16 protein-coding genes are annotated in these 15,446 nt (G+C 38.3%); 12 read left to right on the top strand and 4 right to left on the bottom strand.

Features of this window, described 5'->3' with window-relative positions:
- The first annotated feature begins 139 nt into the window (after positions 1–139).
- Entirely contained in the window at positions 140–2,605 is a 2,466-nt protein-coding gene (locus IE080_RS06420) for a mechanosensitive ion channel family protein (RefSeq protein WP_189579640.1), read from the top strand.
- Here the strand turns inward: IE080_RS06420 and IE080_RS06415 are convergent.
- Complete coding sequence (locus tag IE080_RS06415) at positions 2,599–2,955, bottom strand: YraN family protein (RefSeq protein WP_189579639.1); 357 nt, start codon at positions 2,953–2,955, stop codon at positions 2,599–2,601. The two genes, IE080_RS06420 and IE080_RS06415, sit on opposite strands and share 7 nt — an antisense overlap.
- Before the next feature lie 103 nt (positions 2,956–3,058).
- On the opposite strand from IE080_RS06415, the gene lipB reads away from it, so the two are divergent.
- Both lipB and IE080_RS06405 read left to right on the top strand, forming a co-directional pair.
- The gene (gene lipB / locus IE080_RS06410) at positions 3,059–3,775 is read left to right on the top strand and encodes a lipoyl(octanoyl) transferase LipB (protein WP_189579637.1); all 717 of its coding nucleotides are present in this window, start codon (positions 3,059–3,061) and stop codon (positions 3,773–3,775) included.
- A gap of 145 nt (positions 3,776–3,920) precedes the next feature.
- Complete coding sequence (locus IE080_RS06405) at positions 3,921–4,637, top strand: hypothetical protein (protein ID WP_229800526.1); 717 nt, start codon at positions 3,921–3,923, stop codon at positions 4,635–4,637.
- A 126-nt stretch (positions 4,638–4,763) separates the two neighbouring features.
- On the opposite strand, the gene IE080_RS06400 is transcribed toward IE080_RS06405, so the two are convergent.
- Together IE080_RS06400 and IE080_RS06395 are read right to left on the bottom strand one after the other, a co-directional pair.
- Positions 4,764–5,303, bottom strand: coding sequence for a DUF6705 family protein (locus IE080_RS06400; RefSeq protein WP_189579636.1), 540 nt, complete (start codon positions 5,301–5,303; stop codon positions 4,764–4,766).
- Between the two features lie 2 nt (positions 5,304–5,305).
- Entirely contained in the window at positions 5,306–5,860 is a 555-nt protein-coding gene (locus tag IE080_RS06395) for a hypothetical protein (protein ID WP_189579635.1), read from the bottom strand.
- A gap of 381 nt (positions 5,861–6,241) precedes the next feature.
- On the opposite strand from IE080_RS06395, the gene IE080_RS06390 reads away from it, so the two are divergent.
- Positions 6,242–6,469 carry a hypothetical protein gene (locus IE080_RS06390; protein WP_189579634.1) on the top strand — a complete coding sequence of 76 codons (228 nt, stop codon included), beginning with the start codon at positions 6,242–6,244 and terminating at the stop codon, positions 6,467–6,469.
- Positions 6,470–6,518: 49 nt separating this feature from the next.
- Here the strand turns inward: IE080_RS06390 and IE080_RS06385 are convergent, their stop codons facing one another.
- Positions 6,519–7,058, bottom strand: coding sequence for a DUF6705 family protein (locus IE080_RS06385; protein WP_189579633.1), 540 nt, complete (start codon positions 7,056–7,058; stop codon positions 6,519–6,521).
- 1,140 nt (positions 7,059–8,198) lie between these two features.
- On the opposite strand from IE080_RS06385, the gene IE080_RS06370 reads away from it, so the two are divergent.
- The 8 genes from IE080_RS06370 (at position 8,199) to IE080_RS06335 (ending at position 15,412) form a co-directional block, all read left to right on the top strand.
- Positions 8,199–8,378, top strand: a complete 180-nt coding sequence (locus IE080_RS06370; protein ID WP_229800525.1) for a hypothetical protein — start codon at positions 8,199–8,201, stop codon at positions 8,376–8,378.
- A 37-nt stretch (positions 8,379–8,415) separates the two neighbouring features.
- Positions 8,416–8,637 carry a hypothetical protein gene (locus IE080_RS06365; RefSeq protein WP_189579630.1) on the top strand — a complete coding sequence of 74 codons (222 nt, stop codon included), beginning with the start codon at positions 8,416–8,418 and terminating at the stop codon, positions 8,635–8,637.
- Positions 8,638–8,718: 81 nt separating this feature from the next.
- Entirely contained in the window at positions 8,719–9,120 is a 402-nt protein-coding gene (locus IE080_RS06360; protein ID WP_189579629.1) for a hypothetical protein, read from the top strand.
- An 81-nt stretch (positions 9,121–9,201) separates the two neighbouring features.
- Positions 9,202–9,936, top strand: coding sequence for a 3'-5' exonuclease (locus IE080_RS06355; protein ID WP_189579628.1), 735 nt, complete (start codon positions 9,202–9,204; stop codon positions 9,934–9,936).
- Between the two features lie 261 nt (positions 9,937–10,197).
- Positions 10,198–11,370, top strand: coding sequence for an ATP-binding protein (locus tag IE080_RS06350; RefSeq protein ID WP_189579627.1), 1,173 nt, complete (start codon positions 10,198–10,200; stop codon positions 11,368–11,370).
- 254 nt (positions 11,371–11,624) lie between these two features.
- Complete coding sequence (gene rnr, locus IE080_RS06345; RefSeq protein ID WP_189579626.1) at positions 11,625–13,817, top strand: ribonuclease R; 2,193 nt, start codon at positions 11,625–11,627, stop codon at positions 13,815–13,817.
- A complete protein-coding gene (locus IE080_RS06340; RefSeq protein WP_189579625.1) occupies positions 13,792–14,781 on the top strand; it encodes a polyprenyl synthetase family protein in 990 nt (329 codons plus the stop codon). Before rnr ends, IE080_RS06340 begins: the two co-directional genes overlap by 26 nt.
- A 1-nt stretch (position 14,782) precedes the next feature.
- A complete protein-coding gene (locus tag IE080_RS06335; RefSeq protein WP_189579624.1) occupies positions 14,783–15,412 on the top strand; it encodes a rhomboid family intramembrane serine protease in 630 nt (209 codons plus the stop codon).
- Positions 15,413–15,446: the final 34 nt, after the last annotated feature.

The following is a 15,446-nucleotide window of genomic DNA, read 5'->3' as shown; positions in this document are numbered from 1 at the left end:
TTTATGTCAGGGAGTTTAACAAGCTTTAACGTGAGAACAGTGCTTGCCGATTGTTGCTAAGGTATAACAAAAAATAATAGCTCAAGTTTCTAACATTTTAAAACTTTGTGGAATTCTGTTTACATTTAAAGAAAAAAATATGCTGCAAAGGCTTTTTTTAGTAGTCCTTACCCTTCAATTAATACTCGCTCAGCAACTTTTGTTGGGGCAGGTATCATCTCAGCAAGTCCTTACCCAAGGAAATACAGAAACAGTCCAAGCTCCTCAAGCTAGCTTGGAGCAAAATATTAAGAGAATTCAACAGTTCAATATTGCCATCAATTCCATCATCAGAGGTTTGGAGGCTGAAGTAGACACTACAATACTCGCTGACATTTTGCCAAGTGCCGAACGAATAGCAACTGTCATTCAGTCACGGCTTGACAGTCAGGAGTCTCGGATCAATCTTCGCTACATCAATGCCTTGGACAATTTACTTTCTGGTATCAAATCACAATTGAATGAAGCCGAAAAGCCAGTCTTGGTTAAAATGGAGCAACTTTTAGGATTTCGAACAGTCGTTGATTCCATTAAGACGGATGGAATTTGGCAGTTGGGCAAGGAAAGTACCATTGGATTTGAAGAATATACCCAAGCCAAGAAAGACCTTTCTAAAAAATTAGGGCAACTAGAAAAATCCCTTCAGGAAGCTCGCATGGTCAATGCCAATTACCTTAGCAGAATATCCAGAGTAAGCATTAATCTAGCATTGGTTGGAGAACGAATACAATCCCAACGGAGAACTCTTGAAAGGAGCTTACTTGATAAAGAAAACAACTACCTATGGGAAAAAAGGGATTTTCCAGACACAGAACGTCTCCTCGATATTTTCAAAGCTTCCCTAAGGTTCAACGGATTGATCGTTTCCCGCTACATCACCAGCCACATGGGAGTTTTATTTTTCCTATTGACCTCCATCGGGGTACTCTATTGGTGGACTAGTACGAACATCAAAAAAATCGAACAAGAAAAAGAATTTGCCTCTATCATACTGGGAAGGCTGGTTTACATTCACAAATTCACCTTAGTTGCTTCTTCTTTGCTAATATTGGCTATTTCACCTTTCTTTTTCACCAATCCACCTGTGACACTTTTTGCTGTTATTCTATTCTTTATGGTCTCTTTTTCAGGAATATTACTCACCAATCGTATCAATAAACCCGCCTTGAAAGTATGGGGTGGTTTATTTATCTTATTTGTATTTAGCTTAATCAGCAATCTTTATTGGGAGATTAGCTACAATGAACGCTGGTATTTATTAGCCTTTGGTATTATAGCAATCCTATTAGGCTTACAACTGAAAAAAGTTATTGCAACGGATGCAGAAAACTCACTTCCCCCTTATCTGAGTAAAATCACCAACGTATACATTGGCTTCCAAGCAGTAGCCATTTTAGCAAATATTCTGGGGAGATTCAGCTTAGCAAAAATGCTCGGGATTACTGCAACCCTCAGCCTCATGCATGCGGTGAGTTTGTTGGTTTTTCTGATCGTAATCAAAGAAATGATTTACCTCCAAATAGAAGTCAGTCGAAAAAATCAATCAGAGTTTACCTCCATGATTGATTTTAAAGATATCCAACAAAGAATTACCAAGCTTTTTTCCCTATTAGCCATCGCCATTTGGGGGTATTATTTCTTTGAAAGTCTTTCCTTGCTTGATACGCTTTTGGAAGCAATCGGGAATTCCCTAGCCAAACCTCGCAACATCCTCAATGCCTCTTTTACCTTTGGGCAAGTAGCGGTGTTTATTTTAGTGGTCTATATTTCCTCCTTTTTAGCCAATAACGTAGCATATTTTGCTTCTATCAAAGACCAACAATATGCCGCGGCAAAGAAAAAAAGACTGGGTTCTGCAATCCTTTTATTACGACTGGGGGTGCTTTCTGTTGGCTTTCTGATTGCTATAGCAGCATCTGGCATTCCGGTAGATAAAATAGCCATAGTCTTGGGCGCTTTGTCAGTTGGAATTGGTTTTGGTCTTCAGACTATTGTCAATAACTTAGTTTCGGGCATTATTTTAGCTTTCGAAAAACCCATAGAAATTGGCGATATCATTCAGGTAGGCACTATAGAAGGAACCGTAAGTGATATAGGGATCCGTGCATCCAAAATCAAAAATTACGATGGGGCAGAAATCATTATCCCCAACGGAGACCTACTAGCACAACAACTGACCAACTGGACGCTTTCAGATAAAAAAAGAAGGGTTGAATTAATTATTGGAGTCGGCTATCAATCAGATCCTGATCTAGTCACACAACTCATCTATGAGCAACTGACACGAGAAGGAATCTTGACACTACCTGTACCAAGAGTATATTTACAAACCTTTGCAGATAACTCAATAAATTTCCGAGTGCTATTTTGGGTGGATGATATTGATGTATGGATCATCATCCGGGATGAAGTCATGCGCGCTATATTCAAGTCTTTTAAGACAAATAACATTGAAATTCCTTTCCCTCAGCGCGACCTACATATCAAATCCTATCCTGGAGTAATCAAAGAATCAGTAATCAAACCCACAGACCAAAAAGGACCATCAGAAGAAGATAGTCAATAAAAAGCATCCTCAAAATGCTTGAAATGGTAATTGTTGCTTTGATCCTTGTACACCCCGACTATATCAAAGCGAATATCCTTATGCCAATCTTTTTGATGAATATAATGGTCTGCAGCTTTGACAAGGAGCTTCCGCTTGGTGTAGTCTACAAATTCCTCGGCATAGCCAAATCCCGTACCACTTCTAAACTTCACTTCTACAAAAACCAATAGCCCTTGATACTCAAAAATCAAGTCTATCTCTGCATGAGCATGCCTGTAGTTGGCATCTCTGAAAATATAGCCCTTGCCCGTTAACCAATCCTTGGTCAATTCTTCTGCAAGCTTTCCTTGCTCGTTGTGCGCTGCCATCGGTATTATTGTTACTTTTGAAAATAAAACCCAAACAATTCGTGGAGATAAGTCAGAACTATTCTATCCCTACACATGTTTTTCCCAAAACTCCTTCAAATCCGTGAATCAAGTTATCAATAAAAAAGTAAAATTTCTAGACCTTGGACTACAGGACTACAAAGAATGTTGGGATTATCAAGAATCCATCTTTGGAAGTATTGTCAACCAAAAGATAGACAATAGAAAAGCAGCTCCAGAAGCACAGGTAGCTACGGAAAACTACCTGCTTTTTGTGGAGCACCCTCATGTATACACCTTGGGTAAAAGCGGTGAACTTTCACACCTCTTATTGGACGAAAAAGGTTTAGAAGAAAAGCATGCTACTTTTTACAAAATCAACCGAGGGGGTGACATCACCTATCATGGACCCGGCCAATTGGTAGGCTATCCCATCTTGGATTTGGAAAACTTTTTTACCGATATCCACAAGTATTTACGATTGCTGGAAGAAGCCATCATTCTGACCTTAGCTGATTATGGCATAGCCGCTGGGAGAATTAATGGACTCACTGGTGTATGGTTAGATCATGTGGAACAAAAGAATCCACGGAAAATCTGCGCCATGGGAGTCAAATCCAGCCGCTGGGTCACCATGCACGGCTTTGCCTTTAATGTCAATGCTGACCTCTCTTATTTTGGCAATATTGTCCCCTGTGGCATCGCCGATAAGGCCGTAACTTCCTTACATCTAGAATTGGGAAGAGCGGTGGATGAGTCAGAAGTCAAGGAAAAAGTCAGAAATCACTTGGTAGAGTTGTTTGGGATGGAGTTGGTTTGAGATTTCAGATTTTAGATTTTAGATTTTAGAGGACCGAACGTTGAGAAAATGTTCAGTGAACATTTTTAGTGAGGGGCCAGGCCGCAAGGGAGGAAACAATTTTTTAGTTTGACATTTATTTTTTAGTTTAGAAAAATTAAATTTTATGATGATTCAATTTTCTCAATTTTTAGAAGTTTTTGTGAAAAATCTATCACGTTATCTGATTTTACTAGTTATGGCAGCTTGTTCTTCGGGGAACAATCAGAAAACTGCGGTGACCATCAAACTATCCCCCGAAACCATAGAAGTTCCGACTATTGACTTCGCCTCCTCCAACCCTGGAATGATTCACCTTTTTGACTCAGATTCGGGAGAGCATGTAATGATTTACAATCATGTCATTAAAAAACTTCAGATTTCTTCATTTCCAGAAGGAAAACTCAAACTTACTATCCCTCTTGAATTTGACAACGAAAAACGGTCAAGGCGCTTTACTGGAGGAACTTTAATAGGAAATGATTCCATTTTTGTTACATTTTACCCTCCTGCTTTGGGCATGATTAATTTTAATGGTGAATTGCTTTGGGAACAGACCTTACCCGAGGGAAACTATAGAGTTTCTCATATAGGAAATGGAAGCATGATTCCACTTTTTATATCTCATGATAGAGTTCATGGGGCACAGCCATTTCTCATGGACCATCATCGGATGAGTACAAGTGATATCCAAAAACAATCACTGGTTTACAGTGCTAGTTTAACCAATGATAAGGCCACATGGCATGAGGTTTACTATGCTTTGGATTACTGGGAACAGGGGAAAAAACTATCTTACTTCTCATGGGCAAAGCGGGCCTCTACCTTTCTACTAACAATATGAATCGAGATGATTTCAGTGATGAGGTGATGAGCTATAGGCTTCTGACATACAATTCGAGAATAGCTCATTTTAAATAAAAAAGTACCCTTAATCCAAATGAATTAAGGATACTTTTGATGTTATGTTCTATTCTTCTACTCTTTGCAATACCCAAGTTGATGGGACGGCAGGAATGTGATCTTGGTCAACTTCATTAACAGGGGTCACAAAACGTTTAAAATTCCAAATCAATTCATTTTCATTGACTTTTACATTGATATGAATAGCTTTTACCTTATCAAGAATTTGAAAACTTCCAGAAATTCCATTATCATCAGATGAAAATATAACTGTAGGAATTTTTTTCCGATCACCCCTTCCATCGAAAATTTCATAAAAATCAAAACTGCCTTTTGATTCTAAAAATTCTACGAATTCTAAATTATTATAAACTTGATGTCCATTTACTACCAATTTAATAAAGCCAAAAAGAAATGGTTTCTCAGGTGTTTCATTAATTTTTTTATTTCGTAAAATAACTTCAAAGTCAATTCTCTCATCTCTATAAATCCAAGTTCCTTCCAAATCTTTCAATTTTTCCTCTTGTATATCAGATTGAGCATTGCTTTTACCAAAAGGCAAAGCAATGAAAATAATTATTAATAATATATTTACTGAGTATTTCATGATCAGTTGCAGTTTAAGTTGATAATGTTTGTATGCTGTCTATTTGTTCCAATTTTGTTCCAAGTGTTAAAGTTTGATAAATCACCTTTGTACAGTGAAAGCCCAGAATTTGTAGTTTTAAGAAATTGAAGTAACCCAATTTCATTTTGTAATCCAGAGTTCTCAGGCTTAACATAAATATCATATATACTTTCTAAAATACTCAATTCTGAGGATAAATTTGAAAACGCATTTGGATCAGAAATGCTTAAAAGATATGTCCCTTCATCAGTCACAACTCCGAAAACAAAATTGTCTATGTTATTGATGTAACCTTCACTAAACAAGTAACTTAAATAGTTTATATCAGAAAACGAAAAAATAGAAAGCATATCAGGCCCTTGATTATGATTATGGATTAGTCCATCTAAAGGGCAATTTACTACTAATCCATCTAGACTGCCAGAGTTAGGGAGTCCTTGAACATACTCATAACTGAAAGTACCATCAGCATTTCTGTTCATTTTATAGCCAATTTCATAATCTAAATTATTTGCGGCATTTTTGAGCGTATCCATTTTTGATTTGAAACCCGCATCTATAAGGAGTTTCTGGATTTGTTACTCTAGCATTTTTAGATTCTGTTCCAGGTAGGTTTTTGAGATCTTGCGACTCAAACCATTGTTTTGCTTTTAAAACCTCTGAATTGTTCAGGTTTGGTTCCTCAAAATTTTCAGGTAAACAAGATGATAAAAACAACACACAAACAATAAACAATAAAAGCTTTTCAAAAACCTGTTTCTTTAGTATTGCAAAATTAAGGGGGGGGGATAGATTTTTTTCATTATTATTTTTTTAGTGATCAGTAATGATAACTATATCCTTTCATATAAAAAAATAATATTTAAAAATTTAGGTTTAAATACCGGGATTTTTAAGATCCAACTCAGTTACGCTTGATGGAGCGATCCCGACCATTGAAAGAGATTATGGTTTTGGATAAGGAGTTGAATGTCTTAGCAGAACACCTATTTGAAGCCTTTGGAGTACATTCTTCAGATAACTTCCTCGTTGGCAAAGTGGGCCTGTATGTTTCTACCAATAATATGAGTCGAGATGATTTCAGTGATGAGGTGATGAGCTATAAGCTTCTGACATACAATTCGAGAATAGCTCATTTTGAATAAAAAAGTACCCTTAATCCAAATGAATTAAGGGTACTTTTGATGTTATGTTCTATTCTTCTACTCTTTGCAATACCCAAGTTGAGGGTACCTTTGGAATGTGGTCAGGGTCAATTTTTCCTTTAGAGGAGAAATTTTTAAAATCCCAAATAAGATTCTCATTATCAAAGGAAACTGACATTGTTATTGGTTTTGTCACTTCATATACCATAAAACTACCAGTGATCCTTTCATCTTTTAAATCAAGAATTATATTGGGTAATAAATCAGGGTACTTTAGATCAATTATTTCATTAAAGTCAAAGGAAGGTTTAGTATTATATCTATCAGCCAAGCTTAGAAAATCATAGATAATTTCTCCATCAACTTTTAATTTACAATTTCCTAAAACATAATTTTTTTCCCAATCAGAAAACTTTAAGTTTTTTTGAACTAGCATTACAGTGAATTCAATTTTATCATTTGTATAAATCCACTTTCCTTCTAAGCTTGATAATATTTCTTTCTCAGTTATACTTTGAGCATTAATTATGCTAAAAGGTATTATAATAATTAGAAGGGAATATATTAAAATTATTTTGAGTGTTCTCATGATTAGTTACAATTTACAATTATAGTGTTAGTTTTTCCTCTATTTGTACTTATTTTATTCCAAGAATTAAAACTATTGGGATCACCTTTAATCACAGATAAACCTAAGTTTTTTTCGTTGATGAAATTTATAAGCCCTATCTCATTTTGAAGAGCTGAGTTTTGTGAATTTACAAATATTAAAAATTCAAATTCATATAAATTTAAGTGGTTTTCATTAGTTGGATCAATTTGATTTGCAGAGAAGTAGCCTAAAAAGCTATTCACATTATCTATACTCAAAAGGTAGGTATCAGTAGAGGTAACTACTCCAAATACGAAATTGTCAATATTGTTGATCAAATTCCCTTGAACTAAGGCTCCAAGCGTAAAAATATCCGCTAACGAAAATATAGAAAGCATATCAGTCCCTTGGTAATGACTATGAATGAATCCGTCTAAAGGTGAATTTACATCAAAAAGTATTTCTCCAGTATTTGGCNCCAAATACGAAATTGTCAATATTGTTGATCAAATTCCCTTGAACTAAGGCTCCAAGCGTAAAAATATCCGCTAACGAAAATATAGAAAGCATATCAGTCCCTTGGTTATGACTATGGATTAGTCCATCTAAAGGGGAATTTACTACTAATCCATCTAGACTGCCAGAATTAGGGAGTCCTTGAACGTACTCATAACTAAAAGTACCATCAGAATTTCTGTTCATTTTATAGCCAATTTCATAATCTAAATTATTTGCGGCATTTTTGAGCGTATCCATTTTTGATTTGAAACCCGCATCTATAAGGAGTTGCTGAATTTGATACTCTAGCATTTTTAGATTCTGTTCCAGGTAGGTTTTTGAGATCTTGCGACTCAAACCATTGTTTTGCTTTTAAAACCTCTGAATTGTTCAGGTTTGGTTCCTCAAAATTTTCAGGTAAACAAGATGATAAAAACAACACACAAACAATAAACAATAAAAGCTTTTCAAAAACCTGTTTCTTTAGTATTGCAAAATTAAGGGGGGGGGATAGATTTTTTTCATTATTATTTTTTTAGTGATCAGTAATGATAACTATATCCTTTCATATAAAAAAATAATATTTAAAAATTTAGGTTTAAATACCGGGATTTTTAAGATCCAACTCAGTTACGCTTGATGGAGCGGTCCCGACCAGTAACAGGGATTATGGTTTTGGATAAGGAGTTGAATGTCCTGGCAGAACACCTATTTGAAGCCTATGAAGTACATTCTTCAGATAACTTCCTCGTTGGCAAAGCGGGCCTCTACCTTTCTACTAACAATATGTATCGAGATGATTTCAGTGATGAGTTATAGGCTCTTGAAATTAGAGTTTTGAGTAAATTAGCAGATTATGAAAACCGTGGAAATAAACTTGGACGAGAGTAAGTTCAATGAAACCAATGAACTACGAAAAAGAATGGGAATGACGATGGCAGAATATGTCTCAGAAGCATTAACTTTATATAATCAATCTCAAAGAAGAAGACTATTAGAAGAAAAACTTCAATTTGAATCCAAGTTGGTATGGAAGGAATCCATCAAGGTATGTAGAGAGTTTGATAAACTTAGTTAGAATTTTCAAACCTATCCGTTAACCTCACAATTGTCCTTGACCTTTCTAATCCCTAACTTTGGGGTCTGATTAAATTACAGCATGAAAAAAGACATCACCTTTCACCCGGTTACGGGGGTGAAACTTGCCATAGCCAAAGAGGAAGTTAACGGACAGGAAGAGTGGGGCGTGTATATCATCAACCATAACCTGATTGAGCTACATACGGTCATGATCACCTCTAAAGGGTATGGAACCATAGACGGAGAAGAGCGTAAGACTTCTACGCTCCGACATGTCATCAAAGAGCTAGGAGCCCAGTCCATCGCCAAAATCGAACCTATTGACCCTGCCTTGTTTGCTTTGACCAATGAGTTTTGGGTCAGCTATTATATCCTCGACCAGATTTTTGACAAAAAGTTTGTCTTTGTCCAAGGCAGCATGGAGCCCCAACATATTCAACATATCCAAGAGCTCGGCCTGGATGGTGTATTGCATAGCTGATAGATTAAGTACTTAAGTTACATACTAGGCTAGGAAACTTCTTCAAGTTGCGTTAATTTCAATCAATCAATAAGAGCAGCTATGAACGATTTTTTTGGGCAGTTAGCAGAAATTCTTTTCTTGGACATCGAGACAGCAAGTTTGGAGGAAAGCTTTGATACACTCCCGCCTAGGTTGCAAGAGGAATGGCTTAAAAAGGAAAAGCTTATTCAAGCAGATGCTACACAAGAGCGAGAACCTGGCAGCTTATTCTTCCAAAAGGCGGGCATCTATGCCGAGTTTGGAAAGGTCATCTGCATAGGTGTTGGCTATTTCCATTTTGTAAAGGGTGAGGACAAACTGGAATTCCGTACCAAAAGCTTCTATGGAGATGATGAATATGAGCTACTAGCAGACTTTTGCACACTCCTCAGCAGAAAGCGCTGGACTTTATGTGCACACAATGGAAAGGAATTTGACTTCCCCTACCTGAGCAGACGAATCCTGATCAACCGCTTACCACTGCCCGAACCCTTGCAGTTGGCTGGCAAAAAACCTTGGGAAATCCGACATTTGGACACCCTGGAGTTATGGAAATTTGGAGATTACAAGCACTATACCCGCTTAGAGCTATTAGCTTCTGTTTTTGACATACCTACCTCCAAAGATAGCATCGATGGTTCACAAGTCAATCAGACCTACTATCAGGACAAAAACCTTCACCTCATCAAAGATTACTGTCTCAAAGATGTCCTCGTAACTGCTCAAATCTACCTCGCCTTCCAGGGCTTACCTCCCGACCTCGATATGGAAATCATCAATAGAGACGATGATTAACTCAAGTTTTGAACTCGTTCATACTTTTTATCAAAAAAACATAACACATTGTTTTACAGAAATTTAACTTATGATAATTCAAAATTAAACTTGTGATATTTCAAAATTAGGTACTATATATTTCAAAATTTACTATTTTATATTTCAAAATATTTTATAGTAAAAATCAAAATTACATATCGTACATTTCAAAGTTTTATGTATGATAATTCAAAATTAAATTTGTGATATTTCAAAATTCAGTGTACATTTGAAACACAAATGACACTGATTACCAGACATATAGTCCAGACAATAAAGGACACCCTTCAGATGTATCCCATATTGGCGCTCACTGGCCCAAGACAATCCGGTAAAACAACACTTTTGAAAGAGCTATTCCCCGACTTTAGATACATAAGTTTAGAGAATCCCGACAACAGAAACTTTGCCTCCACTGATCCCAATGGTTTTTTGGAAGAGTTTCATTCTAAAGTAATTTTCGACGAAGTACAACGAGTCCCCGAACTGTTTTCTTATTTGCAAAGCAGTGTTGACGATAGGAATCGAGAAATGGGGCTGTATGTCCTCTCGGGCTCTCAAAACTTCCATTTGATGCACAGCATCACGCAGAGTTTGGCTGGCAGAGTTGCAATTTTCAAGCTGTTCCCCTTGGATTTCAATGAAATGAAAGGGGCACAACTCATGAAAAATGACTTTATAGACCTATCAATCAAAGGCTTCTACCCAGGAGTATACGACCGAAATATCCCGCCAAAAGTATTCTATTCCAACTATATAGAAACCTACTTAAACAGGGACATTGGAGAATTGGTTGCCATCAGAGATTTAAAGTTATTCCAAAACTTTATTGCACTTTGCGCTACGCGAGCTGGGCAGCTCTTGAACCTGAATGGATTGGCCAATGAGTGCGGAATCAGTCAACCGACTGCCAAAGCATGGCTCTCTGCATTGGATCAAAGCTACATCACGTTCCAATTACACCCCTATTACAAGAATTTCAGTAAGCGGATCATTAAAACGCCCAAGCTGTACTTCTACGATACAGGATTGCTGTGCCATCTGCTAAAAATCAATTCCCGTGAAAAACTAATCAAAAACCCCATCAAAGGTGCGGTATTTGAAAATATGATGATTGCAGAATATGTCAAACAAATGCATCACCAAAACAACGCTCAGGACATTTGGTACTGGAGAGATGTATCAGGCAATGAAGTGGATCTCTTGGTCGACCATGGCGAAAACTTGGAAATCATCGAATTCAAAGCCACCCAAACTATCAAATCAGACATGTTTGACAGCTTGACAAAATTTGAAACTATTTCTCAACTGCCCAATTTGGACAAAAAACTCATATATAGCGGGACAGCTTCCCAAAAAAGGTCCATAGGAAGGTTGGTCTCTTGGAAGGATTTTGGGGTATCATCCGAGTGATTTCGGCCCAAGCAATGACGGACTAGCTAATGGTGAAGGACCTATTGGAACTAATTACAAAAAAATCACCTTTTGTAAGTAGCTAAAAGTTTTTCACCTTTGATACAAAATACAGCCTCCTTGAAGCATCTCTTTTAAAGCACTGCTGGCACCCGGGCACCCAAAACAGAGAATCTCACAAAAGCTTCATCGATATTTTTACCAAAGCGGTAAAACAATTGTTATATTAAACACAAAATTAAATACTCATTTTTATGGGAAGAAAATCAGACAAAAAAGGCCAACGCGGAAAAAAAAGTAGCGGAAAGGTTTTAGACACCGCTCAGTTGGCTAAGAAAATATTGAATTTTTTAGATAACCATTACGGACAAGAATTCAATGCCAAGCAAGTAGCTAAAAAGCTAGAAATTAGAGACAGTTTAAACAAAGGCTCAGTAGAACCAATTTTACACAAATTGGCGGCAGCTGGCTCTGTTTCCAAAAACCCTAGAAACTACTTCAGTTCAACCAAAGAGCCTGAATTTATAGAAGGGGTAGTGGATTATGTCAACCCACGCTTTGCCTTTATTAAACCCGATGCCAAGCATAACCTGGAAGAAGACATTCTGGTCAAAGAGGCTGACATGAAGCATGCCCTAGATGGTGATAAAGTACGGGTGATGGTCTATCCTATGCGAGGACAAAATGGCAGACAAGAAGGAAAGGTATTGGAGGTTATCGAACGCATGCGTGATGAGTTTGTCGGAAGAGTGGAAATTTCTCCACGCTTTGCCTTTGTAGTGCCAGATTTCCGAAAAATGCATCAGGATATATTTGTCCACAGAGGAGATCTTCTAGGTGCCGAACATAATCAAAAAGTAGTAGTCAAACTCACCGAATGGAGAGAAGATGACAAAAACCCCACAGGGAAAATTATCCGAGTTCTTGGAAAATCCGGAGAGCATGAAGTGGAAATCCACTCCATCATGGCAGAATTTGGATTACCTTTTGAATATCCCGAGGAACCTGTACAAGAGGCAGAAGCCATCCCTGATGCTATTCCTCAATCAGAAATTGATAATCGTCGGGATATGCGGGATGTACCAACCTTTACCATAGACCCACACGATGCCAAAGATTTTGATGACGCCATATCTTACCGTGTACTAGACAATGGCAACTATGAAATCGGTGTACATATCGCAGATGTAACTCATTATGTCAAACCCAAAACTTCCTTAGAACGTGAAGCCTATGAGCGGGCCACTTCTGTGTACTTGGTAGACAGAACAATCCCCATGCTTCCCGAGCGACTCAGCAATGGACTCTGCTCCTTGCGGCCAAATGAGGACAAATTGACCTTCTCCTGCGTTTTCGAAATGGATGAAGAAGCCAAAGTTATGAATTCTTGGATAGGTCGTACGGTCACACATTCCAACAGACGATTTGCGTACGAAGAAGGACAGGAAAACATTGACAAGCAATCGGGAGACTTCTATCAGGAATTGACTATTCTCAATGAACTGGCGAAAAAACTACGGAAGAAACGCTTTGACACTGGAGCTGTAAATTTTGAAACTGTAGAAGTGAAATTCAAGCTAGATGAAAAAGGCACTCCCTTGGGTCTCGTAGTCAAGGAGCGAAAAGATATCCATAAGTTGATCGAGGAGTTTATGCTCCTAGCAAACCGTACAGTAGCAGAATTTATCTATCACAAGAATAAAGGAAAAGATACCTTTGTCTACAGGACTCACGACAATCCTGACATCGAGCGTCTAGAGACCTTTGCTGGATTTGCGAAGCGATTTGGTCATGAAATCAAGATTGCAGAAGGTCCTCAAATATCCAAAGCGCTTAACAAGTTAATGGATGAGATCATCGGTAAGCCTGAGCAAAATATCCTAGAGCAATTAGCAATACGAAGCATGGCTAAGGCTAAGTATACCACCGAACCCAAAGGGCACTTTGGATTGGCATTTAGCCACTACACCCATTTCACCTCACCTATCCGTAGATATCCGGATATGATGGTGCATCGCTTGTTGCAACATTATTTGGATGGAGGTAAGTCGCCACAATCAGACGACTGGGAAGATAAGTGCCTGCATTCCTCCGATAGAGAAAAACGAGCTGCCGACGCGGAGCGTGCTTCCATCAAGTACAAGCAGGTGGAATACATGGCACTAGCGGAAGATAAAGATTATGAAGGGATCATCACCGGAGTGACAGAATGGGGTGTCTATGTGGAAATCACAGAAACCAAGTGTGAAGGAATGGTGAAAGTCTCTGAAATGAACGATGACTACTACGATTTTGACGAAAAAAACATGCGATTAATTGGTAGCAAAACGAAAAAAATCATCACTTTGGGAGACAAAGTAGTGGTAAAAGTTGTTGCTACCGATATCAATAGAAGAACCATAGACCTGGAATTTGCCGATAATGAACCAACCCGCAAACGACGTTAATCAGATTTTAAAGGATTTAGAACAACATATCCAACAATACACGTACGGAACATCACCGCAAGAGCTTTACGAACCCATCGGCTACCTGATGAGTTTGGGCGGTAAAAGAATACGTCCCCTGCTGACACTGATGGCGTATAGCCTGTATAAAGATGATTACCAAAAAATCCTCACTCCTGCTGCTGCGGTGGAAGTTTTTCACAATTTTACCCTTATGCACGATGACATCATGGACAATGCACCTCTAAGAAGAGGAAAAGCAACCGTCCATGAAAAATGGAATCCCAATACAGCCATTCTATCAGGTGACGTAATGCTTGTCAAAGCCTATGACATGCTGTTGGAAATGGTACCAAGCTTACTACCTGTCTGTCTACGTCTTTTCAATAAGACTGCAGCTGAAGTCTGCGAAGGACAGCAGCATGATATGAATTTTGAAAGTCTTTCACAGGTTAGCGAGGATGCCTACATCGATATGATCCGTCAAAAGACAGCGGTATTGCTAGGCTTTGCTTTACAATTCGGCGCTTTACTGGCTGGGCAGTCTGAGGCTGAGAGCCAAAAACTCTACGACTTCGGGGTCAATATTGGGATAGGGTTTCAGCTGAAGGATGACTTGCTGGATGTCTATGCAGATAAAGCCAAGTTTGGCAAGCAGGTAGGCGGAGACATTATCGCCAATAAGAAAACCTTCCTCCTCATCAAAGCCAAAGAACTGGCTACAGGTGCTGATGCGACATCCTTACAGCAGTGGATAGATGCAAAAAACTTTGATAAAGAGGAAAAAATCCAAGCAGTAACCGCAATTTATAATCGTATAGGCATACAGTCCCTTACAGAAGCCAAAATGTACGAATACTTTGATAAAGGATTTGCACAATTAGACGCTGTAGAGGCAGATAATCCAACCGCTTTCCAAAACTTGCGTACCATTACCCAAGACCTGATTAATCGGGAAAAATAATATGGAAATCACTGCTACGCTTGTCCTGATAGGAATTACCGTGTTGACCTCCTATCAGGCGTGGAACAAGTCAGACTTGCTCAATCGCTGGATGTTTACCCCCTACCTGATCAAAAATAGGAGTCAATGGGATCGCTTCGTACTCTCAGGTTTTATCCATAAGGATGGCATGCACCTGTTTTTCAATATGTTTACCTTCTACTTTTTTGGAAGCACGATTGAGTATTTCCTAATCTATCGCTTAGGTTATGGCTTGGGTATAGTTACGTATGTACTATTTTACATTGGAGCGATTGTAATCGCAGATATCCCTACATTCCTGAAGCATCAGGGCAATAGCTATTACCGAGCATTAGGTGCCTCAGGAGGAGTGGCCGCCGCCGTATTTGGCAGTATTGTCTTACGTCCTTTATCAGATATTTGCTTGTTTGGCTTGATTTGCCTACCTGGTTTTGCTTTGGGGGGGATGTTTTTGATCTACACCATTGTTCAGGCTAAAAAAGGTCATGACGGAGTCAACCATGATGCGCATTTGTATGGGGCGCTCGCAGGTATTCTATTCATTCTGCTGATTTTTCCATCAAGTGCTGAGATGTTTTGGGAACAATTAAAAAGCTTCCGATTATTCTAACCGGAAGCTTTTTCTAGGGTCAATATCAATCAAT

The sequence above is a fragment of the Mongoliitalea lutea genome (genome assembly GCF_014652135.1).
Classification (GTDB): Bacteria; Bacteroidota; Bacteroidia; order Cytophagales; family Cyclobacteriaceae; genus Mongoliitalea; species Mongoliitalea lutea.
This window is presented reverse-complemented; position numbering and strand designations above follow the sequence as displayed.

Excerpts from the sequence above, each read along its gene's own strand:
- IE080_RS06420 (WP_189579640.1), top strand. The coding sequence starts at position 140 with ATGCTGCAAAGGCTTTTTTTAGTAGTCCTTACCCTTCAATTAATACTC.
- IE080_RS06415 (WP_189579639.1), bottom strand. The coding sequence starts at position 2,955 with ATGGCAGCGCACAACGAGCAAGGAAAGCTTGCAGAAGAATTGACCAAG.
- IE080_RS06405 (WP_229800526.1), top strand. The coding sequence starts at position 3,921 with ATGATGATTCAATTTTCTCAATTTTTAGAAGTTTTTGTGAAAAATCTA.
- IE080_RS06400 (WP_189579636.1), bottom strand. The coding sequence starts at position 5,303 with ATGAAATACTCAGTAAATATATTATTAATAATTATTTTCATTGCTTTG.
- IE080_RS06395 (WP_189579635.1), bottom strand. The coding sequence starts at position 5,860 with ATGGATACGCTCAAAAATGCCGCAAATAATTTAGATTATGAAATTGGC.
- IE080_RS06390 (WP_189579634.1), top strand. The coding sequence starts at position 6,242 with ATGGAGCGATCCCGACCATTGAAAGAGATTATGGTTTTGGATAAGGAG.
- IE080_RS06385 (WP_189579633.1), bottom strand. The coding sequence starts at position 7,058 with ATGAGAACACTCAAAATAATTTTAATATATTCCCTTCTAATTATTATA.
- IE080_RS06370 (WP_229800525.1), top strand. The coding sequence starts at position 8,199 with ATGGAGCGGTCCCGACCAGTAACAGGGATTATGGTTTTGGATAAGGAG.
- IE080_RS06365 (WP_189579630.1), top strand. The coding sequence starts at position 8,416 with ATGAAAACCGTGGAAATAAACTTGGACGAGAGTAAGTTCAATGAAACC.
- IE080_RS06360 (WP_189579629.1), top strand. The coding sequence starts at position 8,719 with ATGAAAAAAGACATCACCTTTCACCCGGTTACGGGGGTGAAACTTGCC.
- IE080_RS06355 (WP_189579628.1), top strand. The coding sequence starts at position 9,202 with ATGAACGATTTTTTTGGGCAGTTAGCAGAAATTCTTTTCTTGGACATC.
- IE080_RS06350 (WP_189579627.1), top strand. The coding sequence starts at position 10,198 with ATGACACTGATTACCAGACATATAGTCCAGACAATAAAGGACACCCTT.
- rnr (WP_189579626.1), top strand. The coding sequence starts at position 11,625 with ATGGGAAGAAAATCAGACAAAAAAGGCCAACGCGGAAAAAAAAGTAGC.
- IE080_RS06340 (WP_189579625.1), top strand. The coding sequence starts at position 13,792 with ATGAACCAACCCGCAAACGACGTTAATCAGATTTTAAAGGATTTAGAA.
- IE080_RS06335 (WP_189579624.1), top strand. The coding sequence starts at position 14,783 with ATGGAAATCACTGCTACGCTTGTCCTGATAGGAATTACCGTGTTGACC.